Genomic DNA, 21,696 nt, shown 5'->3' on the forward strand with positions numbered 1-21,696 from the left:
CATCGAGGGCGGAAGACTGTGCGGAAGACCACGACCAAGCTGGCGGACGGCCGCGAGCTGATCTACTTCGACCGGGACGAGACGGCGTTCCGGGACGAGCCGGACCGCAGACCCCTGGAGCCGGTCGCCAACCTCTCCGAGGTCCGGCACGACCCGGTGACCGGCGACTGGGTCACCGTGGCGGCGCACCGCCAGGGCCGGATCTACCACCCGCCGACCGACCAGTGCCCGCTCTGCCCGAGCACGGCCGAGCACCTCAGCGAGATCCCGGCGCCCGAGTACGACGTGGCCGTCTTCGAGAACCGCTTCCCCTCGCTCGCCGGCGACGCCGCCCCGGAGCTCGGCGACGGCCCGCAGAACGGCCCGGGCACCCCGGACGACCTCGCCGCCCTCGACCCCTCCGACCTGCGGCTGGCCCGTCCGGGCGTCGGCCGCTGCGAGGTGGTGTGCTTCACCGCCGACCACTCCGCCTCCTTCGCCGACCTGGACGAGTCCAAGGCCCGCCTGGTGCTGGACGCCTGGACCGACCGCACCGCCGCGCTGAGCCGGCTGCCCGGGGTCGAGCAGGTCTTCTGCTTCGAGAACCGCGGCGCCGAGATCGGCGTCACCCTGGCCCACCCGCACGGCCAGATCTACGCCTTCCCGTTCACCACCCCGCGCACCGGCAAGATGATCGCCAGCGCCAACGACCACCGCGCCCGAACCGGCCGCAACCTGTTCGAGGACCTGCTGGCCGCCGAGCGGGCCGACCCGGTCCGGGTGGTGCTGGCCGGCGAGCACTGGACGGCCCTGGTGCCCTTCGCCGCCCGCTGGCCCTACGAGGTCCACCTCTTCCCGAACCGCCGGGTCGGCTCGCTGACCGAGCTGGCCGAGGAGGAGCGGGCCGAGTTCCCCGGCCTCTACCTGGAGCTGCTGCGCCGCTTCGACCGGCTGTTCGGCGAGGGCCTGCCGCCCACCCCGTACATCGCCGCCTGGCACCAGGCTCCGCGCCGCGGCGGCGCGGAGCTGGCACTGCATCTGGAGCTCTTCACGATCCGTCGTACCGTAGGCAAGCTGAAATTCCTGGCCGGAGTCGAATCCGGCATGGACGCGTTCGTCAACGATGTGTCGCCCGAGGCGGCGGCACAGCGCCTGCGGGAGGTCGCAACATGAGCAAGTACCTGGTCACCGGCGGTGCCGGCTACGTCGGCAGCGTGGTCGGAGCGCATCTGCTGGAGGCGGGGCACCAGGTGGTCGTGCTGGACGACCTCTCCACCGGGTTCGTCGAGGGCGTGCCGGCCGGTGCCGAGTTCGTCCGCGGCCGGATCCAGGAGGCCGACCGGGTGCTGGACTCCTCCTTCGACGCGGTGCTGCACTTCGCCGCCTCCTCGCAGGTCGGCGAGTCGGTCGCGGACCCGGAGAAGTACTGGCGCAACAACGTGGCCGGCTCGCTGGAGTTGGTCAGCGCGATGCGCAAGGCCGGCGTGCGCAAGCTGGTCTTCTCCTCCACCGCGGCCACCTACGGCGAGCCCGAGGTGACCCCGATCGCGGAGACCGCCCGCACCTCCCCGACCAACGCCTACGGCGCCACCAAGCTGGCCGTCGACCACCTGATCACCAGTGAGGCGATCGCCCACGGCCTGGCCGCGGTCAGCCTGCGCTACTTCAACGTGGCCGGCGCCTACGGCGCCTACGGCGAGCGGCACGACCCGGAGTCGCACCTGATCCCGCTGGTCTTCCAGGCCGCGCTGGGCCAGCGCCCGCACATCTCGGTCTTCGGCGAGGACTACCCGACCCCGGACGGCACCTGCATCCGCGACTACATCCACGTGGCGGACCTGGCCGAGGCCCACCTGCTGGCGCTGGACGCGGCCAAGCCGGGCGAGCACCTGATCTGCAACCTGGGCAACGGCAGCGGCTTCTCGGTCCGCGAGGTGATCGAGTCGGTCAAGCGGGTCACCGGCCGGGAGATCCCGGTGGTCATGGCCGAGCGCCGCCCGGGCGACCCGGCGGTGCTGGTGGCCTCGGCCGACCGCGCCCGCCAGGCGCTGGGCTGGGTGCCCAAGCGCCCGGAGCTGGACGCCATCGTGGCCGATGCCTGGACCTTCACCCTCGACAAGTTCGAAAAGAGCCGGGCCAGCGCCAGCTGAGTCCCGACGTACCGAGCCCCAGCGGCGGGAGAGCAACAGTGTCTGACGACTTCCAGCGGATCTTCGGGACCGCCCCCACGGGTGTGTGGGCGGCCCCGGGCCGGGTCAACCTGATCGGCGAGCACACCGACTACAACGAAGGGTTCGTGCTCCCGATCGCTCTCCCGCACGCGGTCCGGCTGACCGCCGCGCCGCGCAGCGACGGCCGGCTGCGGCTCTACAGCGCCCAGGGCGACGACACCACCACCGACGTGGCGGTGGCCGAGCTCGCCCCGGGCGCGGTGGCCGGCTGGGCGGCCTACCCGGCCGGCGTGGTCTGGACCCTGCGCGAGGCCGGCCACCGGGTCGGCGGCGCCGACCTGTACTTCGAGAGCGACGTGCCGACCGGCGCCGGCCTCTCCTCCTCGGCCGCCCTGGAGGTGGTGGTCGCCGCCGCCTACCGCGACCTCTACGACCTCCCGCTGACCCAGTCCGAGCTGGGCCTGCTCTGCCAGCGGGCCGAGAACGTCTTCGTCGGCGTGCCCTGCGGGGTGATGGACCAGATGGCCAGCGCCTGCTGCACCGACGGCAACGCGCTCTTCATGGACACCCGGGACCTGAGCCAGCGCCAAGTGCCGTTCCGCCCCGCCGAGCGTGGGCTGGAGCTGCTGGTGATCGACACCAAGGTCAAGCACGACCTGGGCGACGGCGCCTACGCCTCGGTGCGCAGCGGCTGCGAGCGGGCCGCCGCGCTGCTCGGGCTGCGCGCCCTGCGCGACCTGCCGGCCGAGGGGCTGCCGGCCGCGCTGGCCGAGCTGCCGCCCGAGCTGGCGCCGGTGGTGCGGCACGTGGTGACCGAGGACGACCGGGTGCTGCGCGCGGTCGAGCTGCTGGACAAGGGCGAGTTCGGCGCCCTCGGGCCGATCCTGACGGCCGGTCACGCCTCGCTGCGGGACGACTTCAAGGTCTCCTGCGCGGAGACCGACCTGGCGGTCGAGGCGGCGGTGGCGGCGGGCGCGTTGGGCGCCCGGATGACCGGCGGCGGCTTCGGCGGCTCGGTGATCGCCCTGGTGCCGGCCGGAGTGACCGCCGCGGTCGGCGACGCCGTCACCGCGGCCTTCGAACGGGCCGGGTTCCGCACCCCCGTGCTCTTCACCGTCGCCGCGTCCCAGGGGGCCGGCCGCCTCTCCTGAGCCCCCGCCGCCTGCGGGCGGCTCCCCTTCCGTCCGACGAGTTCGGACGGAACTTCACCGTTGCGCCACCTGTCGGCCGCTCAACCCGTACGCTGAGCCGGGAGATCGGTGCGCGCCGCGGCTGGAGCAGGGGGGACACCGGGATGGGGCGGATCCGAGTCCTGGTGGTGGACGACCACCGGATCTTCGCCGAGGCACTGGCCACGGCGCTCTCGGCCGAGCCGGAGATCGAGGTCGGCGCGGCCGGCACCGCCGCGGCCGCCGAACACGCCCTGGAGCGGGCCGCCGCCGACGGCCGCCCGTTCGACGTCCTGCTGGTCGACGCCGACCTGGGCCGCACCGCGGTCGCGCTCGGCCCGCCGCGCCGCCCCCGCCCGGACGGGCCGGAGCCCGGCCAGCCGGCGCCGCGCCGGGCCCAGGCCGGGCTGGTCCCGGCCCCGCGCCGGGCCGGCAGCGCGCTGGCCCCGCCGCGGGCCCCGGCTCCCGCGGGCCCGCCCGGACCGGCCGCCGCCCCCGCCCGCCCGGCGGAGCAGGCCGGCCAGTCCCGCCGGCCGGCCGACGGGATCACCCTGCTCGGCCGCGCCTGCCACACCTACCCCGGCCTGCACGCCGTGGTGCTGGCCGCCGAGGAGGATCCGCGCCGGGCGGTCCGGGCGCTCTACGCCGGGGCCAGCGGCTGGGTGGCCAAGGAGAGCTCGCTGACCCGGCTGCTGACCGTGGTGCGCGGGGTGCTGCGCGGCGAGACCCACCTGCCGCCGGCGCTGCTCACCGGCGTGGTCCGGGAGCTGACCACGGCCCGCCGGGACCGCACCGAGAGCGAGCGGCTGGTCGAGTCGCTGACACCGCGGGAGAAGCAGGTGCTGCGCTGCATGGTGGCGGGCCTGGGCCGGCAGGCGGTGGCCGAGCGGCTCTACCTCTCCCCGCACACCGTCCGCACCCACATGCAGAACGTGCTCGGCAAGCTGGGCGTGCACTCCACGCTGGCGGCGGTGGCACTGGCCCGCCGGGCGGGGGTCGGCCCGGCCGAGGCGGCGGCCTCGGAGCGCCCCTGACGGCGCGTGGGCGGCCTGCGGGCCACACGGAGCGCCGGGGCCCCGGCGGCGGCCGGAGAACCCGTCAGCGGCCCGCCGACGGGCCGTCAGCCCGGGATGTTGTCGAACGGTGCGACCAGCTGCCGCAGCAGCGCCGCCAGCTCGGCCTGCTGGCCGCCGGTCAGTTCGGCCAGCAGCTCCCGCTCGTGGGCCAGCAGTCCGGCCAGCGCCTCGTCGGCCTTCAGCTGCCCGGAGGCGGTCAGCCGGACCAGCACGCCGCGCCGGTCGTCCGGGTCGGGAAGGCGCTGGACCAGGTCCTTGCCGGCCAGCCGGTCGATCCGGTTGGTCATGGTGCCGGAGGTGACCAGGGTCTGGGTGAGCAGCTGGCCGGGGGAGAGCTGGTAGGGGTGCCCGGCCCGGCGCAGCGCGGTGAGCACGTCGAACTCCCAGGGCTCCAGGCCGTGCTCGGCGAAGGCGGTGCGGCGGGCCCGGTCCAGGTGCCGGGCGAGCCGGCTGACCCGGCTGAGCACCTGCAGCGGTTGCACGTCGAGGTCGGGGCGCTCTCGGCGCCATGCTGCGACCAGGCGGTCGACCTCGTCCTCCATGTGGATCAGTGTATCGGGGGTTCTGTCGATATAAAGCCTCTTGACATCGAGAAAACCAGACCGTGAATTCGCCGCGACGCCCGGACCCCGCCCCGGCGGCCGGTCAGCTCCGCCGCTCGCCGACCAGGTTCGGGTGCCGCTCCATGCCCTCCAGGCCGTGCCAGGCCAGGTTCACCAGGTGCGCCGCCACCTCGGCCTTCTGCGGCTTGCGCACCTCCAGCCACCACTGCCCGGTCAGCGCGACCATGCCGACCAGCATCTGCGAGTACATCGGGGCCAGCCGCGGGTCGAAGCCGCGGGCCTTGAACTCCAGGCCGAGGATGTCCTCCACCTGGGTCGCGATGTCGCTGATCAGTGAGGCGAAGGAGCCGGTGGACTGGGCCACCGGCGAGTCCCGCACCAGGATCTTGAAGCCGTCGGTGGAGGTGTCGATGTAGTCCATCAGCGCGAAGGCGGCCTGCTCCAGCAGCTCCCGGGAGTGCCCGCCGGTCAGCGCGCCGGTGACCATGTCCAGCAGCAGCTGCATCTCGCGGTCGACCACCACCGCGTAGAGGCCCTCCTTGCCGCCGAAGTGCTCGTAGACCACCGGCTTGGAGACCCCGGCGCGCTCGGCGATCTCCTCCACCGAGGTGCCGTCGTAGCCGCGCTCGGCGAAGACCGAGCGCCCGATCTCCAGCAGCTGCTCGCGCCGCTGCTTGCCCGTCATCCGGACCCGGCCGCCGCGCCCGCGGCCGTCCCCCAGCCGCCGGCCGGGGGTGCCCGCGCCGGTGGCCGGGCGATGGCCGTCCGCGCTGGTCTCTGGGCTGGTCTCGTTGCTCCGGTTCACCCCCCCATCATGCTGTAGGCGAGGGGTCATGCCGTGCGCCGGGCGGCGATCCGCGCCGCGTCGGGCCAGCGGACGTCGCGGGCCCAGCCGGCCTGCTCGAACCAGCGGATCAGCCGGGCCGAGGAGTCGACCTGGCCGCGCAGCACGCCGTGCCGGGCCGAGGTCGGGTCGGCGTGGTGCAGGTTGTGCCAGGACTCGCCGCAGGAGAGCACCGCCAGCCACCAGACGTTGCCGGAGCGGTCGCGGGAGCGGAACGGGCGGCTGCCGAGCGCGTGGCAGATCGAGTTGATCGACCAGGTGACGTGGTGCAGCAGCGCGACCCGGACCAGCGAGCCCCAGAAGAAGGCGGTCAGCGCGCCCTGCCAGGACCAGCTGAGCAGCCCGCCGGCCACCGCCGGCAGCACCATCGACAGGGTGGTCCAGAGCCAGAACAGCCGGGAGATGGTCCGGATGTCGCGGTCCTTCACCAGGTCCGGGGCGTAGACCTCCTGCGGGGTCTGCTCCTCGTCGAAGAGCCAGCCCATGTGCGCCCACCAGAGGCCCTTGATCAGGGCCGGCACCGTCTCGCCGTAGCGCCAGGGCGAGTGCGGGTCGCCGTCCCGGTCGGAGAACTTGTGGTGCTTGCGGTGGTCGGCCACCCAGCGGACCACCGGGCCCTCGATGGCCAGGCTGCCGGCCACCGCCATGGCGATCTTCAGCACCCGGCCGGTCTTGAAGGAGCGGTGGGTGAAGTGCCGGTGGTAGCCGACCGTCACGCCGTGGCAGGTGAGGAAGTACATGACCGTGGCGATCGCCAGGTCGCGCCAGCCGAGGCCCCAGCCCCAGGCCACCGGTGCGGCGGCCAGCAGGGCGACGAACGGGACCGTGATGAAGAGGCCGAGCGCCAGGCGCTCGGGCACTCCCTGCTTCTCGCCGCCCAGGGTGGCGGAGATCCGGGTGTTGGGCTTGGTGATGGGAAGTGCCTCGTCGGCCTGGAGCGTCATGGGGGTCCGTCCCTCAACGGATGCGTGCCGCGAGCCCCGGGCCCGGGTGGGCGGAGCCTACGTCGGCGTAACTTACGGCATCGTAGGTTCTGTCGGAGGCCAAGGGAAGCAGGCGCCTCCGGTTCCCGGGCGTGCCACCGCGTTCCCGGGCGTGCCGCTCCGGCAGTTGCGCACGGGTGGTGGAGGAAGAGCCTCGGTAACCCTTAGGCTGTGGTTGGCTCCGGGGCGTGCGGTGGTGTTGGCGTGCTCCCGGTGTCGGATTGACGGTCGGTCCGCCGTGGTGTAATGGCAGCACGGGGCCCTTTGAAGGCCTTTGTCTAGGTTCGAGTCCTAGCGGCGGAGCCAGTCGCTGAGTCAAACGTTGGCAACGACCCGGCCGGCCGTTCATGCGCGTGCGGCCGTCGGTTTCACGCCCGGTGGGTATCCTCGGTGCAGCCCGGCGCTCCGCCGCAGGTCGCTGGCCTGCGGGTTCGTCGGCCTCCTGGAGTCGAAGCCCGCTCCGAACGCCCGCCGAACCGATCGAGGAGCCTCCCGCGTGAGCGCTGTGAGTGACCGCCCCCTTGCCGCCGTTCTGGTGCTCGCCGCGGGGGAGGGCACCCGGATGAAGTCCCGGGCCCTGCCGAAGGTGCTGCACGAGATCTGCGGCCGCAGCCTGCTCGGCCACGTGCTGGCCGCCGCCGAGGAGCTGGCGCCGCGTCACCTCGCGGTCGTCGTCGGGCACCGCCGGGAGCTGGTGGCCGATCACCTGAGCGCGAATCACCCGGACGCGCGACCCGTGGTCCAGGAGCGGCAGAACGGCACCGGCAACGCCGCCCGGGTCGCCGTGGAGGCGCTGGCCGCCGAGGGCCACGACTTCGACGGCACCGTCATCGTCACCTACGGGGACACCCCGCTGCTCACCGCCGACACCCTGCGGCTGCTCGCCGACCAGCACGCCGAGCAGGGCAACGGCGTCACCGTGCTGACCGCCGAGGTGCCCGACCCGACCGGCTACGGCCGGATCCTGCGCGCCGCCGACGGCTCGGTCACCGGCATCGTCGAGCAGCGCGACGCCTCCGCCGAGCAGCGCGCGATCCGCGAGATCAACTCCGGCGTCTACGCCTTCGAGGGCAAGCTGCTGGGCGACGCGCTGGCGCGGATCGGCACCGACAACGCCCAGGGCGAGGAGTACCTGACCGACACCCTGGAGATCCTGCGCGCGGCCGGCCACCGGGTCGGCGCGGTGGTCGCCGCCGACCACCGGGAGATCCTCGGCATCAACGACCGGGTGCAGCTGGCCGAGGCCCGCCGGCTGCTCAACGACCGGCTGCTGGAGCGCGCCATGCGGGCCGGGGTGACCGTGGTCGACCCGGCCACCACCTGGATCGACGTCCAGGTCGGCTACGAGCCGGACGCGCTGGTGCACCCCGGGACCCGGCTGCACGGCGCCACCCACCTGGGCGAGGGCTGCGAGGTTGGCCCGGACACCACGCTGACCGACACCGAGGTCGGCGCCGGCGCTACCGTGGCCAGCAGCACCGTGGAGCGGGCGGTGATCGGCCCGGACGCCACCGTCGGCCCGTACGCCTACCTGCGCGGCGGGGTGGCGCTGGGCGCCAAGGGCAAGGTCGGCACCTTCGTCGAGGTGAAGAAGTCGACGATCGGGGACGGCGCCAAGGTGCCGCACCTCTCCTACGTCGGCGACGCGGCCATCGGCGAGGGCGCCAACCTGGGCGCGGGCACCATCACCGCCAACTGGGACGGCGTCAACAAGTCGCGCACCGTGGTCGGCGCGCACGCCCGGATCGGCTCCAACACCACGCTGATCGCCCCGGTCACGATCGGCGACGGCGCCTACACGGCGGGCGGCTCGGCGCTGAACAAGGACGTGCCCCCGGGTGCGCTCGGCGTGAGCCGCGCGCAGCAGCGCAACGTCGCCGGCTGGGTGGCGCGCAGCCGCTCCGGCACCCCGTCCGCCGAGGCCGCCGCCGCGGCCGCCCAGCCCCAGCAGGCCTGACCGGCACGCACGGTCGCCGCCCTGTGACGGGGCGGCGACGAGGCCGATCTCACAGCCCGCATTCCCGAGGTCCGGACAGCGTGGTGCGGACGGTTCGGGCCCGGGCGCGTAACCTGGTGGACATATGTGCGCCGCGGGATTGCAGCCCGCGCGACGCACACCCCATCCCCCCGTCGATCACTGACCCGAGCGGCACCGGCCGTCCGGGTGCGGCGCGGCGGGATCAGGCGGCGCAATGCGAGGAGACGGTGCAGTGAGCGGGATCACGACGTCGGGTGAGAAGAAGCTGAAGCTCTTCTCCGGCCGTGCCCACCCCGAACTGGCGAAGGAGGTCGCCGAGGCGCTCGGCACCGAACTCGTTCCGACCAAGGCCCTGGACTTCGCCAACGGCGAGATCTACGTCCGCTTCCTGGAGTCCGCCCGCGGCGCGGACTGCTTCGTGATGCAGAGCCACACGGCTCCGATCAACCAGTGGATCATGGAACAGCTGATCATGATCGACGCGCTGAAGCGGGCCTCGGCGCGCAGCATCACGGCGATCCTCCCGTTCTACGGCTACGCCCGGCAGGACAAGAAGCACCTCGGCCGGGAGCCGATCTCGGCCCGCCTGGTCGCCGACCTGCTGAGCCAGGCCGGCGCCGACCGGCTGATGGCGGTGGACCTGCACACCGCCCAGATCCAGGGCTTCTTCTCCGGCCCCGTGGACCACCTGTTCGCGCTGCCGATGCTGGCCGACTACGTCGGCGAGCGGGTGCCCCGGGACAAGCTCACCATCGTCTCGCCGGACGCCGGCCGGGTGAAGGTGGCCGACCAGTGGTGCGACCGGCTGGACGCCCCGCTGGCGATCATCCACAAGCGCCGCGACATCACCCAGGCCAACACCATCCTGTCCGCCGAGGTGGTCGGTGACGTCAAGGACCGGGTCTGCGTGCTGGTCGACGACATGATCGACACCGCCGGCACGATCTGCGCCGCCGCCGACGCGCTCTTCGACAACGGCGCCGCCGACGTGATCGTCGCCGCCACGCACGGCGTGCTCTCCGGCCCGGCCGCGGACCGCCTGAAGAACTCCCGGGTGAGCGAGTTCGTCTTCACCAACACCCTGCCCTGCCCCGCCGAGCTGGGCATGGAGAAGGTCACCACCCTCTCCATCGCCCCGTCGATCGCCGCCGCGATCCGCGAGGTCTTCGAGGAGGGCTCGGTCACCTCGCTCTTCGAGGGCGTGCACTGACCGTCCCCGGTACCCCGGTCGGCCCCCGGCGCCCCTGGCGCCGGGGGCCGATTTCATCCGCGCGCAATGCTCCGGTTAGACTCGTGAACACTGCTCGGCGAGGGAAGCCTGTGTGCGCTCCGTGATCGACGCGCTGGATGAGTCCGCCGAGCCAACCCGTTGATGCGAGGGTGTGGTCCCGGCGGCTTTTCGCTGTCTGCACCCGTTTTTCTCCCAGGAGTGCAGCATGTCCGAGATCCGCCTTGCCGCCGAGCCCCGCAACGAGTTCGGCAAGGGTGCCGCCCGCCGCGCCCGCCGCGCCGGCTTCGTCCCCGGTGTCGTCTACGGCCACGGCCACGCCCCGGTCCACCTGAACCTGCCGGGCCACGACCTGATGATGGCCCTCAAGACCCCCAACGCCCTGCTGGTCGTCCCGATCGACGGCAAGGACGAGTTCGTGCTGCCGAAGGCCGTGCAGCGCGAGGCCATCAAGCGCTCCATCGAGCACGTCGACCTGCTGCTGGTCAAGCGCGGCGAGAAGGTCACCGTCGAGATCCCGGTGCACACCGAGGGCGAGCTGGCCCCCGGCGGCAACCTGCTCGAGCAGGTGCTGAACGCGCTGCCGATCGAGGCCGAGGCCACCCACCTGCCCGAGGCCGTCACCGTCTCCATCGAGGGCCTGGAGGCCGGCGCCTCCATCACCGCCGGCGACATCACCCTGCCGTCCGGTGTCACGCTGGCCGTCGAGGCCGACGCCGTCGTGCTGCAGATCATCGGCGCCCAGGCCGCCCAGGTCGAGGAGGAGGCCGAGGAGGCCGCCGAGGAGACCACCGAGGCCTGAGCCTGACGCTCACCGCGCACTGCCCCCGGCCCGCCCCGCGGCGCCGGGGGCAGTGGCGTGTCCGGGATGATCGGTACGGGTTCGGCGAAGGAGGATGGCGGGATGAGCGACGCGGAGTACACCGGCCCGTGGCTGGTGGTCGGACTGGGCAACCCCGGGGAGGGCTACGCCCGCAACCGGCACAACATCGGCTTCATGGTGGCCGACCTGCTGGCCCAGCGGATGGGCGCCAGGTTCAAGGCGCACAAGAGCCGGGCGCAGACCGCCGAGGGGCGGATCGGATCCCGGCGGGTGGTGCTGGCCAAGCCGATGACCTTCATGAACCTGTCCGGCGGCCCGACCACGGCGCTGCGCGACTTCTACAAGGTGCCGACGGGGGCGATCGTCGCGGTCCACGACGAGCTGGACCTGGACTACGCGGCGCTGCGGCTCAAGCTCGGCGGCGGCGACAACGGGCACAACGGCCTGAAGTCGATCACCAAGTCGCTCGGCCCGGAGTACCACCGGGTGCGCTGCGGGATCGGCCGGCCGCCCGGCCGGATGGAGGTCGCCGACTTCGTGCTCAAGGACTTCTCGTCCACCGAGCGCAAGGAGCTGGACTGGTTCGTCGACCGGGCCGCCGACGCCGTCGAGGCGCTGCTGACGGAGGGTCTGGAGCGGGCCCAGAGCACCTACAACTCCTGACCGTCCGTCCGCTCCGGACGCTCCCGTGTCCGCCAGGGCAACAGTCGTACAACTCTTGTCCACCAGCCCCGATCCGGTGATCAAGCGGTCACCGCCATCCGGTACGGTCGGACCGGACTCGGGAAGGTGGGGCGCTGGTGGGCGCGGGGTTGGGGCCGGCACGACTGGCCTGCACATGGGTACTTGCGGCGGCCGCCCTGCTCGGCGGGGCGGCCGTGACGGCAGCGGCGGCGGAGCCCACCGGCTCGCCCTCCCCGGCGGCGGCCGGCTCCCCGGCGCCGGCCGCGGACCCGCAGCCCGCACCCTCCCTGACGGGCGGTCAGCCCAGCGCGTCCGCGAGCACCCCGCCCGCCTCGGCCGCCCCCTCGCCGACCGCCACCCCCAGCTGCCCGCCGCTGCCCACGCCCGGCGCCACGGCCACCGCCGCGCCGACCGCGGCCCCCGGGACGCCCTCGGCGGCGCCGGTGCCCACGGCCACCGAGCGCCCGGCCGGCTGCCCCACCCCGACGCCCACGCCGACCCCGTCGCCCACCCCCTCGCCCTCGGCCAGCCACAGCGGCGTGGTCGCGGTCGGCGGCACCGGGCGCGGCCCGGGCCGGGTGCGCCAGGCCGCGCCGGCGGCCGACCCCACCGCGCAGGACGCCCAGTGGGTGGACACCCCGTCGCCCTCGGTCCAGCCGGCCCCGACGCCGGCCCCGGCGGCCGCCGGGGCCGAACTGACCAGCACCTTCGTCGCCTCGATCGGCGGCAACGCCGGGCTGGGCGCGGTCGGCGGCGGGCTGCTGGTGGCCTCCGGCGGCGGTGCGCTCTGGCTCAAGCGCCGCTACTCGGCCCGCAAGGGTGCCGCCTCGGCGACCTGACCCGGGGTCATGGAACGGCCGAGCGGGCCGGGGGAGGAACCCCCGGCCCGCTCGGCCGTTCCGGGTGGCGCGCCGTTCGGTGTGCGGCGGAGTCAGCCGGTGTTGCGCAGGCCGGCCGCGACGCCGTTGACGGTCAGCAGCAGCGCCCGGGCCCGCAGCGGGTCCTCGGGACGGCCGGCGGCGGCCTCCTCGCGCTGTCGGCGCAGCAGCGCCACCTGGAGGTAGGAGATCGGGTCCAGGTAGGCGTCGCGGACCGCGAAGGTCTGCTTCAGCACCGGGTTGTGCTCCAGCAGCTCGCTCTCGCCGGTCAGCCGCAGCACCTCGCGCAGGGTCAGCTCGTGCTCGGCGGTGATCTGGTCGAAGACGTGCTGCAGGTCGGCCGGGACCAGCTGCTCCACGTAGTGGCGGGCGATCCGCAGGTCCGTCTTGGCCAGCGTCATCGCGACGTTGGAGAGGAAGTTGCGGAAGAAGTGCCACTTCTCGTACATCTCCGGCAGCACGTCGCCCAGGCCGGCCGCGCGGGCCGCGGCCAGGCCGGAGCCGACGCCGTACCAGCCGGGCACGATCTGCCGGGACTGGGTCCAGCCGAACACCCACGGGATGGCCCGCAGGCCGTCCAGGCCGGCCCCGGAGTCCGGGCGGCGGGAGGGGCGGGAGCCCAGGTGCAGCGAGGCCAGCTGGTCCACCGGGGTGGCCGCGAAGAAGTACTTCGGCAGGTCGTCCTGCTCCACCAGGGCGCGGTAGGCGGTGTGCGCCGCCTCCGAGACCTGGTCCATCGCCGCGTCCCAGCGGGCCAGCTCCTCGGGCGCCTGGCGGGGCGAGGTGTGCAGCGCGGAGGCGGCCAGCGTGGCGGAGAGGGTCAGCTCCAGGTTCTCCCGGGCCAGCGAGGGCAGCAGGTACTTGTCGGAGATCACCTCGCCCTGCTCGGTGACCTTGATCTCGCCCTCCAGGGTGCCCCAGGGCTGGGCCAGGATCGCCTCGTGCGAGGGGCCGCCGCCGCGGCCCACGGTGCCGCCGCGGCCGTGGAAGAGCCGCAGCCGGATGCCGTAGCGGTGGGCCACGTCGCGCAGCCGGCGCTGGGCCCGGTGGATCTCCCACTGCGAGGTGGTGATGCCGCCGAACTTGGAGGAGTCCGAGTAGCCGAGCATGACCTCCTGGATGTCCCCGCGCAGCGAGACCAGCAGGCGGTAGGACGGGTCGGCCAGCATCTCCTCGAGGATCCGGTCGGCCTGCTGCAGCTCGTCGGTGGTCTCCAGCAGCGGCACGATGCCGATCCGGGCGACCCCGGCGTGCAGGTCGATCAGGCCCGCCTCGCGGGCCAGCACGGCGGCCGCGAAGACGTCGTCGGCGCCCTGGCACATGGAGATGATGTAGCTCTCCACGATCTCGTCGCCGAACCGCTCGAAGCCCTCGCGGATGGTGGTGAAGACGCCCAGGGTCTTGGTGCCGGCCGCGTCCAGCGGGGCCGGGGTGGGGGCCAGCGGGCGGCGCGAGCGCAGCTCCTTGGCGAGCAGCCGCTGGCGGTACTCGCGCGGCATGTCGTTGTACCGCCAGGCCTCCTCGCCGAGCCGGTCGAAGAGCTGGCCGAGCGCGTGGTGGTGGGCCTCGGCGTGCTCGCGCACGTCCATGGTGGCCAGCTGCAGGCCGAAGGCCTCGATGGTGTTGATCGCCCGGGCCAGCCGGCCGTCCGCGATCAGGCCGCCGCGGTGCGCCCGCAGCGAGTCCTGGATCAGCCGCAGGTCGGCGATCAGCTGACGGGTGCCCAGGTAGTCCCGCCCGTGCACGTGCGGGGTGCCGGCCGCGAGCCGGTCCCGGGTGTTCTCCAGCTTGAGCCGCACGCAGGTGGCCTTCAGCCGGTAGGGCTCCTCGGCGTTCATCCGCTTGTAGCGCGGGCTGAGCTCCGGCAGCACCTTGAGGTCGGCCTCCAGCGAGGCCAGCAGCTCCTCCGAGGCGCCGGCCAGCCGGACCGAGGTGGAGAGCGAGTTGCGCAGGTCGTCCACGGCCGCCAGGGCGTCCTTGATGCCGTACTCGTGCTGCAGGTTGAGCACGTCCCAGGTGACCTGCGGGGTGACGTTCGGGTTGCCGTCCCGGTCGCCGCCGATCCAGGTGCCGAAGGTCAGCGGGCGGACCCCGCCGGGCAGCGCCAGGCCGACCCGGGCCAGCTCCTCGTGCAGCTCCTCCAGCACCTCCGGGACGGCGTCGCGGTACAGCTCGTCCAGGTAGTAGACGGCGTTGCGGGCCTCGTCGGTGGGCTCGGGGCGGGCGATCCGCAGCTCGTCGGTCTGCCAGAGCAGGTCGATCACCTCGGCCAGCCGGCGGTCGGCCGAGCGGCGGGCCGAGGTGAGCCGGGCGGCGTCGGTGCCGTTCAGGCCGGCGGCGGTGTTCTCGCGGTGGATGCGCTCCAGCAGCTCGCCGATCCGGCGCAGCTTGTTCAGCACGCTGCGGCGGGCCGCCTCGGTCGGGTGGGCGGTGAAGACCGGACGGACCGCCAGGTGGGCCAGCGTGTCGGCGACGTGCTTCGGGTCGCCCTCGGCCAGCTGGTCGGCGGTCTGCGCCAGCAGCGAGCCCTCGCGGGCCCGGCGGGAGGCGAACTCGCGGCCGCGGTGCACCTGTTCGGTGACGTTGGCGAGGTGGAAGTAGGTGGAGAAGGCGCGCACCAGCTTGGCGGCGGTCTCCAGGTCGATGTTGGCCAGGAGTTCGGCGGTGGCCTCGCCGTCGGTGCGGCTCAGCAACCGCACCTGCTCGACCAGGCCGAGCACCTCCGCGCCCTCCTGCCGGACCAGCGTCTCGCCCAGCAGGTCGCCGAGACGGCGGATGTCGGCGCGCAAGGCGGCGTTGTCGGCTTCTACGGCGGCCGGGTCTGAGCTCGGGTGGTCGGCCGAGGTGGGGACCGAAGCGGTCACGGCTGGCTCCCTGGAGAGGTGGGGTTCGGCAACGGCGGACCGCGCTGTCCGACGGCACCAGCATAGGTCGCGGCGCGTGCGGAATCGCGGGTGTGGCCGGATTGCGGACACCCGCTCGGACGCGGGGCCCGGGCGACTGAACTCGGTGGGGACGCCGACCCGGCCTCACTTAGGCTGGCACCCATGAGCATGTCGCCTGGGGAGGGCGCGCGGAACCGGCCGGTCTGGTGGTGGGACCGGCGGCGGTCCGCCGCCCTGGACGTGGGGCTGGCCGCGCTGGCAGCCCTGGAGTGCGCGGCCGGCGGCTACTCGCTGGCCTCCGGACGGTTCCAGCTGGGGACCGGTCCGGCCCTGCTGTCCGCGGTGGTGGGCGGGCTGGCCGGGGCCAGCCTGCTGGTCCGGCGGCGCTGGCCGGCGCTGCCGGTGGTGGTCTCGATGGTGCTGGTGCCGGCCCTGTTCGGGCTGGTGCTGCTGGAGGTCGCGCTCTACACCCTGGCCTCCACCTGGACCTGGCCCTCCCGCCGGCTGCGGCTGGTCGGGATGTCCGCGGTGATCTTCCTGGAGACCACCGCGATGGTGCTCTTCCTCTTCCTCACCGCCGACCCGCAGCCGGGCGAGCAGGTGCCGCCGACCTGGGTGACCGCGCTGGTCGCGGTGCTGGTCTCGGTCGGACTGACCGTGGTGCCGGTGGTCACCGGCCTCTACATCGGGGCCCGGCGCCGGCTGCTGGAGTCGCTCAAGGACCGGGCCCAGGGCCTGGAGGCCGAGCTGGACCTGCTGGCCGAGCGGGCCACCGAGCGGGCCCGCCGGGCCCGGCTGGAGGAGCGCACCCGGATCGCCCGGGAGATGCACGACGTGGTGGCGCACCGGGTCAGCCTGATGGTGGTGCACGCGGGCGCGCTGGAGCGGGTCGCCGCCCGGGACCCGGAGAAGGCCGCGCAGAGCGCCAAACTGATGGCCGAAACCGGTCGGCAGGCGCTGAACGAGCTGCGCGAGATCCTCGGCGTGCTGCGGATGAACGAGGACCCGGTGGACCACGTCCAGGGGCTGGGCGAGCTGTCCCGGCTGGTGGACCAGTCCAAGGCGGCCGGGATGCGGGTCACCCTGACCGTCAGCGGCGACCGCCGGCCGTTCCGCGGGGACGCCGAGCAGACCGCCTACCGGGTGGTCCAGGAGGGCCTGACCAACGCTCACAAGCACGCCGGCGGCGCCCGGGTCTCGGTGCTGCTGGCCTACGTGCCCAACGGGGTGCGGGTCGCGGTGGTCAACGACTGCCCGGTGGGCGTGGCCGAGGAGGTCCGGCTGCCCAGCGGCGGCAACGGGCTGGTCGGCATGGAGGAGCGGGTGCGGGCGCTCGGCGGCAGCTTCAACGCCGGGCCGGAGCAGGACGGCGGCTTCCGGGTGGAGGCCACCCTGCCGTCCCGGCTGGCCGCCCGCACCGACCGGCTGAGCTGACCGGCCGGGTCCGGGTCCGGACCCGGCTCAGGCCAGCGCGTCGGCCGCCGTGCGCAGCCGCTCCGGGCGGGTGCCCAGCACCAGGGTGGAGACCGCCTGGTCCAGGTCCTGCCCGAGGAACCACTCGCCGGTGTGGTCCAGGCTGTAGACCCGGCCCGCCTCGTCGATCGCCAGCAGCGCCTGCCCGTACCGCTCCTCGCCCAGCGGGGCGACCCGGCTGTCCAGCGCCCGGCCCAGGTCGGCCAGGGTGCGCGGCTGGTGCAGCCCGCACCGCGGATCCAGCAGGAACGGGGTGCGGGCCACCTCCCGCCCGGCGCCGGAGAGGTCGAAGGAGAGCCCGCCGAACTCCGCCCAGGCCTCGATCGCGGCCGGGAAGACCGCGTGCCGGGCCCCGTCGGCCGCGGGGCGGGCGAGCAGCTCGTCCGCCCACTGCTCGGCGCGGCGGATCTCCCACCGGCCGGGGTGCCAGCCGGCCTGCTTGAGCGCGGCGGCCACGTCGGCGGAGAACCGGGGCTGGGAGCGGACGGCGGTGGAGCCGGGAGCGGTGAGCGGGTTCAGGGGGCACTCCGGGGTCGGGGGACAGGAACGGTCCAGCGCGTGGCGGCGGCTGGGCCGGTGCGGTCGGGCGGTCCGGCTAGGTCCGGGGGCCGACCGCCACGCTGAGCACCGTGAAGTGCTCGAGCATCGGCTCGCAGGAGCGGCAGGGCGGGGCGTGGGTGCCGTGCGCCGGGTCGTCCTGCTCGCGGATCCGCACGGTGGTCAGCTTGGCGCCCTTGAGCGCCTTGCGGGCCTCGTGCAGGCTCAGCGGCTTGCGGGCGGCCCGCTTGGAGCGGCCGGCGTCCACCGTGCCGAGGTACTGGGAGAGCAGCAGCACCTCCGGGCAGCGGCCGGTGAACCGCTCGCGCTGCTCCACCGGCAGCCGGGAGAGGAACTCGGCGACCAGCGGGTGCGGCTGCGGCTCGCTGTCGGACTTGCGGCCGGCCAGCGTGTGCACCTCCCCGCCGCGCAGCGAGAGGGCGGCCGCCACGGCGGGCAGCAGGCTGTCCCGGTCGTGGCGCAGCAGCGGTGCGCCGGGCGGTGGAGGGATGTCCACGGCTGCTCCTCTCTCCCTCGGTCCGGCGGTCGGTGGCCGCCGGTGGCGGCCCTGTCTGCGGGCCAGCCTGCCAAACGGCTCGGACAGACGATCACCCGGGGGTCCCGGCGGCCCTGCTGACGGTTCGTCAGCGCAGTGCCGGGCCGGACCTGAGAAGGGCCGGGAATCCGAGGGGCGGCCGGGGGACCGCTCGGAGGGCTGACCACATACCCTGGTGCCCGGCACAATCGGCTTCAGCCAGTGGGGGCACCCAGATGACGACAGGTCGGCCCGGCACCGCCGCCGCGCCCAACGCGGCCTATGCGGGTCAGGTGGTCCACTTCCCCGACCCGGTGCGGGCGGAGAAGTACCCGCAGGGCGTCCAGGTGGACGCCCAGGGGTACCCCGACTTCGGCCGCTACGCGGGCGCGGTCGCCGAGGTCGCCGACCCGCCCGAGGGCTTCGGGGTGGACGAGCTGCGGCTGACCGACTACGTCTCGGCCAACGCCGCGCTGTTCAGCCACGGCCACGAGCTCTGGGCCGACCAGGAGTCCCCGGTCGCCACCCCCTCCGGCTGGACCTGGCACCACGCGGTCGGCGGCGCGGCCCCCGGCTGGCGCCGGATGGAGCTGGTCCCGGTCGAGGTCAAGTCGCTGCTGCGGCACCACGGCGGGCTGGCCCGCTCGCGGGCCGACCACGGCCGGCGCGGCACCCGGCCGCTGCAGGAGCGCCGCCCGGCGCACTTCTCGCTCTCCAAGGAGGGCGCCGACCCGCTGGCCGTCTCGGAGGACCTGGTGCAGTCCGCCGAGGAGCGGCTGGGCTACCGGCTGCCCGGTCCGTACCGGGAGTTCTTGAAGCTGGCCGGCGGGCGCGGCCCGGTCGGCGTGGCCCTGGACACCGAGCTGGGCCTGCTGATCGACCAGCCCTTCCTCACCCTCACCGAGGAGTATGGGCTGACCGACCTGGTCTACGCCAACAAGTGCCTGCGCGACCACCTGACCAAGGACTACCTGGGCATCGCCCACCCGCAGGGCGGCATCCTGGCGCTCAAGGTGCGCGGCGACCGGCTCGGCTCGGTCTGGTTCTGCCCCTACGACGACGCCCGCGACACCGGCGCCCCCGAGGACCCGGCCGTCCGGGTGGAGCGGCTGCTGCTGCCGGTCGGCGAGGACTTCGACGCCTTCCTGCTCCGGCTGGCCGGCAGCCCGGCCGAGCTGGAGTCGGTGGCGGGCCTGATGGTGGACGGCGGATTCGCCCGCGCGGTGCCGACCGCGCCGGTCGGCTGAGTGACGGGGGAGCAGTGACGGTGTCGATGGCGAAGGCGGTCCTGGCATGGTGACGTACGCGCAGGCGCAGGACCTGGCGACGGAGTGGATCAACGGCGGGGTGCCGCCGTTCCAGCAGCGCGAGGTGCGGGTCCGGGAGTTCGACCTGGGCTTCGTCTGCTGGGCCGAGGACCGGGCCGGCGGCCCCTCCTCGGACGGCGGGGCGGCCAAGCTGGTGATCGCCCGGGACAGCGGGGCCAGCTCGCTCTGGCCGGCGCTGCCGGTCAACGACGTGGTGCGCTGCTACCAGGAGGCCTACGGGCGGCCGGTGAGCGGCAGCGCCAACGGGCTGAACAAGCCGCTGCCCGGGCCGGTGGAGGCCACCTCCTTCCTGCTCAGCCCGCCGCAGTGGATGCAGGAGGCGGGGGAGGCGGCGATCGCGGCCGAGGCCGCGAAGCTGGGCACGGCCGGCCCGGCTGACGCCCCGAAGGCTGACGCTCCGCGAGCTGACGCGCCGAAGGCCGAGGAGCCGCCGGCCGACGCGCCGTGGGCGCCCGCCGGCCCGCCGCCGCCCCCCTACGCCGCGCAGGCGCCGTATGCCCCGGCCCAGGCCCCGGCGGTCCCGCCGCACGGGCAGCCGCCGGCGCCCGACGGCGTGCGGGCGAGCACGCCGCAGGAGTTCCAGGACCACCTCGAGGCGCAGCCGGCTCCGCAGCCGCAGCAGCAGCCCGCGCCGGCCCGGCTGAGCACCCCGCCGGTCTCCGACCGCCCGGCCGGTGACGCGCCGACCCTGCTCGCCCCGCCCGGCTGGGAGGGCGACGAGCACGGCGAGGAGGAGCAGGCCCCGACCACCCCGCCGGAGGCCCGCACCGTCCGGATGCCCCCGCCCAGCCGGCAGCAGCCCCCGGCGCAGCCCGCGCCCGCACCCGCGCCCGCACCCGTTCCCGCGCCCGCGCCCGTTCCCGAGCCGGCGCCGCCGGCCCGGCCCGGCCCGCCGGCTCCGGTCGGCGGCTACGCCCCGACCGTGCTGGCGACCGACGGCCCGCCCGGTCTGATGGGCCTGCCCGGCGCGCCCGGCCCGGCCACCCCGCCCACCCCGCCCTCGGTGGAGCAGGCGCCGACCATGCTGGCGAGCGAGGCGCCCGGTGCGCCGACCCCGCCCGGCCCGCCGGCCGTGGAGTACGCGCCCACCATGCTGGCGACCGACGGCCCGCCCGGTCTGATGGGCCTGCCCGGCGCGCCCGGTCCGGCCACGCCGCCGGCCGCCGGCCGCGGCCGCGGCGAGGCCGCCCCGCCGCCCCCGCCGCCGCCCGCGCTGCGCGGCTCCGGCGGCCCGAGCACCCCGCACGCCTCGGGTGGCGGCCGCGGTGCGGCGAGCACCCCGCCGCCGCCCCCGCCGTCCGGGCTGCTCGGTGCCAAGGCCTCCACCCCGGCGCCGGTGCCGCAGGCCCAGGCCGCCCCGGCCCCCGCGCCGTCTGCTCCGGGCGCCGCCGACCTGGCCGACGCGGCCACCAGCAAGGCGGTGGCCCCGCCGCGCCCCGCGCAGGGCGGGCTGCCCGGTGCCGCCGCGCCGGTGCCCGGCCTGCCGCCGCAGGGCGCGCCGGTGCCGCCCGGGGTGCCCACGGTGGGCCCCGGCTACCTGGCGGTGCTCAGCTACCGGGCGCCCGACGGCTCCGAGCAGAAGGTGATGTTCCGCAGCGAGCCCGGCACCCCGCACCCGGAGTGGCGGATCCTCCAGGAGCTGCGCCGGCTCGGCGTGCCCGCCGAGCAGGTGCTGGAGCTGCACACCGAGCTGGAGTCCTGCGACCTGCCGGGCGGCTACTGCCGCCGGCTGGTGGCCGCCTCCTGGCCGAACGTGCGGATCACCAACACCGCCGCCTACGGCCGCGACCAGGCCTCCCGGCAGTCCGGCATGGCGCACCTGCTGAACCACCTGGACGAGCTGCACCAGCTGGCCGGCGGTCCGCGCCGCCCGCGCCCGGTGCGGGCCCCGCTGCCCGTCCCCGGCACCGTGCCGGTGCGCCCGCCGGTGCCGCCGCAGCAGCTGGCGGCCGAGCTGGCGCAGTGCTTCGGCCCGGCGGTGTTCCGCTACGAGCAGCGCGCGGTGAACCGGCAGGGGGTGCCGGAGCCGGTGGCGCAGACCCTGGTCTGGGCCGGCCTGCCGACCAGCTTCGGGCCGTTCTTCTGGGCGCACGTCCCGGAGAACCGGCCGATCCCGACGCTGGCCGAGCTGGCCGCCGAGCGGGGCCGCAGCTCCGCCCCGGACGCGGGCGGCTACCTGGTGCTCGGCAACGACTACGGTCGGCAACTCTGTGTGCAGTACGGCACAGCCGCCGTGGTCGCGATCGATCTGGAAGGAACCGGGGAGCCGCCCCGGTTCGTCAACACCGGCGTGCCGGAGTTCGTCCGGTCGCTCGCCCTGCTCGGTCGGATGTGGCCGCTGCGCTACGGTCTGACCCCCGATCAGGCCGGGCGCTGGACCACCGACTTCCAGGGTGAGCTGGCCGCGATCGACCCGGCGGCCCTCCAGGCGCCGGACACCTGGTGGGCGGTCCTCCTGGAGCAGTTCTGGGACGGCCTGCTGTAGCCGCGAGGAGCGGCCGGGGCCGGAGTGTCACCCAGGGTGCACTCCGGCCGGCAGTGTCGCTTCCTTGGGCTTTCCAA

Annotated in this window: 19 protein-coding genes and 1 tRNA gene; 13 read left to right on the top strand and 7 right to left on the bottom strand. The window is 74.8% G+C overall.

The window, feature by feature from the left end; all coding sequences use genetic code 11:
• Positions 1-18 precede the first annotated feature (18 nt).
• The 4 genes from galT to ACFYNO_RS19730 all read left to right on the top strand — a co-directional run bounded on the left by galT (position 19) and on the right by ACFYNO_RS19730 (position 4,353).
• Positions 19-1,152: a galactose-1-phosphate uridylyltransferase gene (galT, locus tag ACFYNO_RS19715; protein WP_388013507.1), complete on the top strand. Its 1,134-nt coding sequence runs from the start codon at positions 19-21 to the stop codon at positions 1,150-1,152.
• Positions 1,149-2,129, top strand: coding sequence for a UDP-glucose 4-epimerase GalE (gene galE, locus ACFYNO_RS19720; protein WP_388013510.1), 981 nt, complete (start codon positions 1,149-1,151; stop codon positions 2,127-2,129). The genes galT and galE overlap by 4 nt, the downstream gene beginning before the upstream one ends.
• A gap of 38 nt (positions 2,130-2,167) precedes the next feature.
• The gene (galK, locus tag ACFYNO_RS19725) at positions 2,168-3,301 is read left to right on the top strand and encodes a galactokinase (RefSeq protein WP_388013513.1); all 1,134 of its coding nucleotides are present in this window, start codon (positions 2,168-2,170) and stop codon (positions 3,299-3,301) included.
• A gap of 143 nt (positions 3,302-3,444) precedes the next feature.
• Positions 3,445-4,353, top strand: a complete 909-nt coding sequence (locus tag ACFYNO_RS19730; RefSeq protein ID WP_388013515.1) for a LuxR C-terminal-related transcriptional regulator — start codon at positions 3,445-3,447, stop codon at positions 4,351-4,353.
• Between the two features lie 86 nt (positions 4,354-4,439).
• Here ACFYNO_RS19730 and ACFYNO_RS19735 read toward each other — a convergent pair whose 3' ends face one another.
• From ACFYNO_RS19735 to ACFYNO_RS19745, 3 genes are all read right to left on the bottom strand, one after another.
• Complete coding sequence (locus ACFYNO_RS19735) at positions 4,440-4,937, bottom strand: MarR family winged helix-turn-helix transcriptional regulator (protein WP_388013518.1); 498 nt, start codon at positions 4,935-4,937, stop codon at positions 4,440-4,442.
• Between the two features lie 103 nt (positions 4,938-5,040).
• Positions 5,041-5,643: a TetR family transcriptional regulator gene (locus ACFYNO_RS19740; RefSeq protein ID WP_388014036.1), complete on the bottom strand. Its 603-nt coding sequence runs from the start codon at positions 5,641-5,643 to the stop codon at positions 5,041-5,043.
• A 146-nt stretch (positions 5,644-5,789) separates the two neighbouring features.
• On the bottom strand, positions 5,790-6,746 hold the full coding sequence (locus ACFYNO_RS19745; protein ID WP_388013521.1) for an acyl-CoA desaturase: 957 nt from the start codon (positions 6,744-6,746) through the stop codon (positions 5,790-5,792).
• Positions 6,747-7,017: 271 nt separating this feature from the next.
• Between ACFYNO_RS19745 and ACFYNO_RS19750 the strand changes: the two genes are divergently transcribed.
• The 5 genes from ACFYNO_RS19750 (at position 7,018) to pth (ending at position 11,477) form a co-directional block, all read left to right on the top strand.
• Positions 7,018-7,091: transfer RNA gene (locus ACFYNO_RS19750), tRNA-Gln, on the top strand.
• 190 nt (positions 7,092-7,281) lie between these two features.
• Positions 7,282-8,742, top strand: a complete 1,461-nt coding sequence (glmU, locus tag ACFYNO_RS19755; RefSeq protein WP_388013524.1) for a bifunctional UDP-N-acetylglucosamine diphosphorylase/glucosamine-1-phosphate N-acetyltransferase GlmU — start codon at positions 7,282-7,284, stop codon at positions 8,740-8,742.
• Positions 8,743-8,995: 253 nt separating this feature from the next.
• Entirely contained in the window at positions 8,996-9,973 is a 978-nt protein-coding gene (locus ACFYNO_RS19760; RefSeq protein ID WP_388013527.1) for a ribose-phosphate diphosphokinase, read from the top strand.
• Between the two features lie 226 nt (positions 9,974-10,199).
• A complete protein-coding gene (locus ACFYNO_RS19765) occupies positions 10,200-10,793 on the top strand; it encodes a 50S ribosomal protein L25/general stress protein Ctc (RefSeq protein ID WP_388013530.1) in 594 nt (197 codons plus the stop codon).
• A gap of 102 nt (positions 10,794-10,895) precedes the next feature.
• Positions 10,896-11,477, top strand: a complete 582-nt coding sequence (pth, locus tag ACFYNO_RS19770) for an aminoacyl-tRNA hydrolase (protein WP_388013533.1) — start codon at positions 10,896-10,898, stop codon at positions 11,475-11,477.
• Positions 11,478-11,796: 319 nt separating this feature from the next.
• Here pth and ACFYNO_RS19775 read toward each other — a convergent pair whose 3' ends face one another.
• On the bottom strand, positions 11,797-12,135 hold the full coding sequence (locus tag ACFYNO_RS19775; RefSeq protein WP_388013536.1) for a hypothetical protein: 339 nt from the start codon (positions 12,133-12,135) through the stop codon (positions 11,797-11,799).
• Here ACFYNO_RS19775 and ACFYNO_RS19780 point away from each other — a divergent pair.
• Positions 12,128-12,337: a hypothetical protein gene (locus tag ACFYNO_RS19780; protein WP_388013539.1), complete on the top strand. Its 210-nt coding sequence runs from the start codon at positions 12,128-12,130 to the stop codon at positions 12,335-12,337. The genes ACFYNO_RS19775 and ACFYNO_RS19780 overlap by 8 nt on opposite strands.
• Positions 12,338-12,429: 92 nt before the next feature.
• On the opposite strand, the gene ppc is transcribed toward ACFYNO_RS19780, so the two are convergent.
• On the bottom strand, positions 12,430-15,165 hold the full coding sequence (ppc, locus tag ACFYNO_RS19785) for a phosphoenolpyruvate carboxylase (protein WP_388014039.1): 2,736 nt from the start codon (positions 15,163-15,165) through the stop codon (positions 12,430-12,432).
• A 258-nt stretch (positions 15,166-15,423) separates the two neighbouring features.
• Here ppc and ACFYNO_RS19790 point away from each other — a divergent pair, with 258 nt between their 5' ends.
• Positions 15,424-16,695, top strand: coding sequence for a sensor histidine kinase (locus ACFYNO_RS19790; RefSeq protein ID WP_388013542.1), 1,272 nt, complete (start codon positions 15,424-15,426; stop codon positions 16,693-16,695).
• Between the two features lie 27 nt (positions 16,696-16,722).
• On the opposite strand, the gene ACFYNO_RS19795 is transcribed toward ACFYNO_RS19790, so the two are convergent.
• Both ACFYNO_RS19795 and ACFYNO_RS19800 read right to left on the bottom strand, forming a co-directional pair.
• Positions 16,723-17,190, bottom strand: coding sequence for an SUKH-3 domain-containing protein (locus ACFYNO_RS19795; RefSeq protein ID WP_388013545.1), 468 nt, complete (start codon positions 17,188-17,190; stop codon positions 16,723-16,725).
• A gap of 139 nt (positions 17,191-17,329) precedes the next feature.
• On the bottom strand, positions 17,330-17,788 hold the full coding sequence (locus tag ACFYNO_RS19800) for a YwqJ-related putative deaminase (protein WP_388013548.1): 459 nt from the start codon (positions 17,786-17,788) through the stop codon (positions 17,330-17,332).
• Positions 17,789-18,042: 254 nt separating this feature from the next.
• Between ACFYNO_RS19800 and ACFYNO_RS19805 the strand changes: the two genes are divergently transcribed.
• On the top strand, positions 18,043-19,053 hold the full coding sequence (locus ACFYNO_RS19805) for an SMI1/KNR4 family protein (RefSeq protein ID WP_388013551.1): 1,011 nt from the start codon (positions 18,043-18,045) through the stop codon (positions 19,051-19,053).
• A gap of 46 nt (positions 19,054-19,099) precedes the next feature.
• On the top strand, positions 19,100-21,619 hold the full coding sequence (locus tag ACFYNO_RS19810) for an SUKH-4 family immunity protein (RefSeq protein ID WP_388013554.1): 2,520 nt from the start codon (positions 19,100-19,102) through the stop codon (positions 21,617-21,619).
• Positions 21,620-21,696: the final 77 nt, after the last annotated feature.

It is taken from the genome of Kitasatospora sp. NPDC006697 (assembly GCF_042869935.1).
Lineage (GTDB): Bacteria > Actinomycetota > Actinomycetes > Streptomycetales > Streptomycetaceae > Kitasatospora.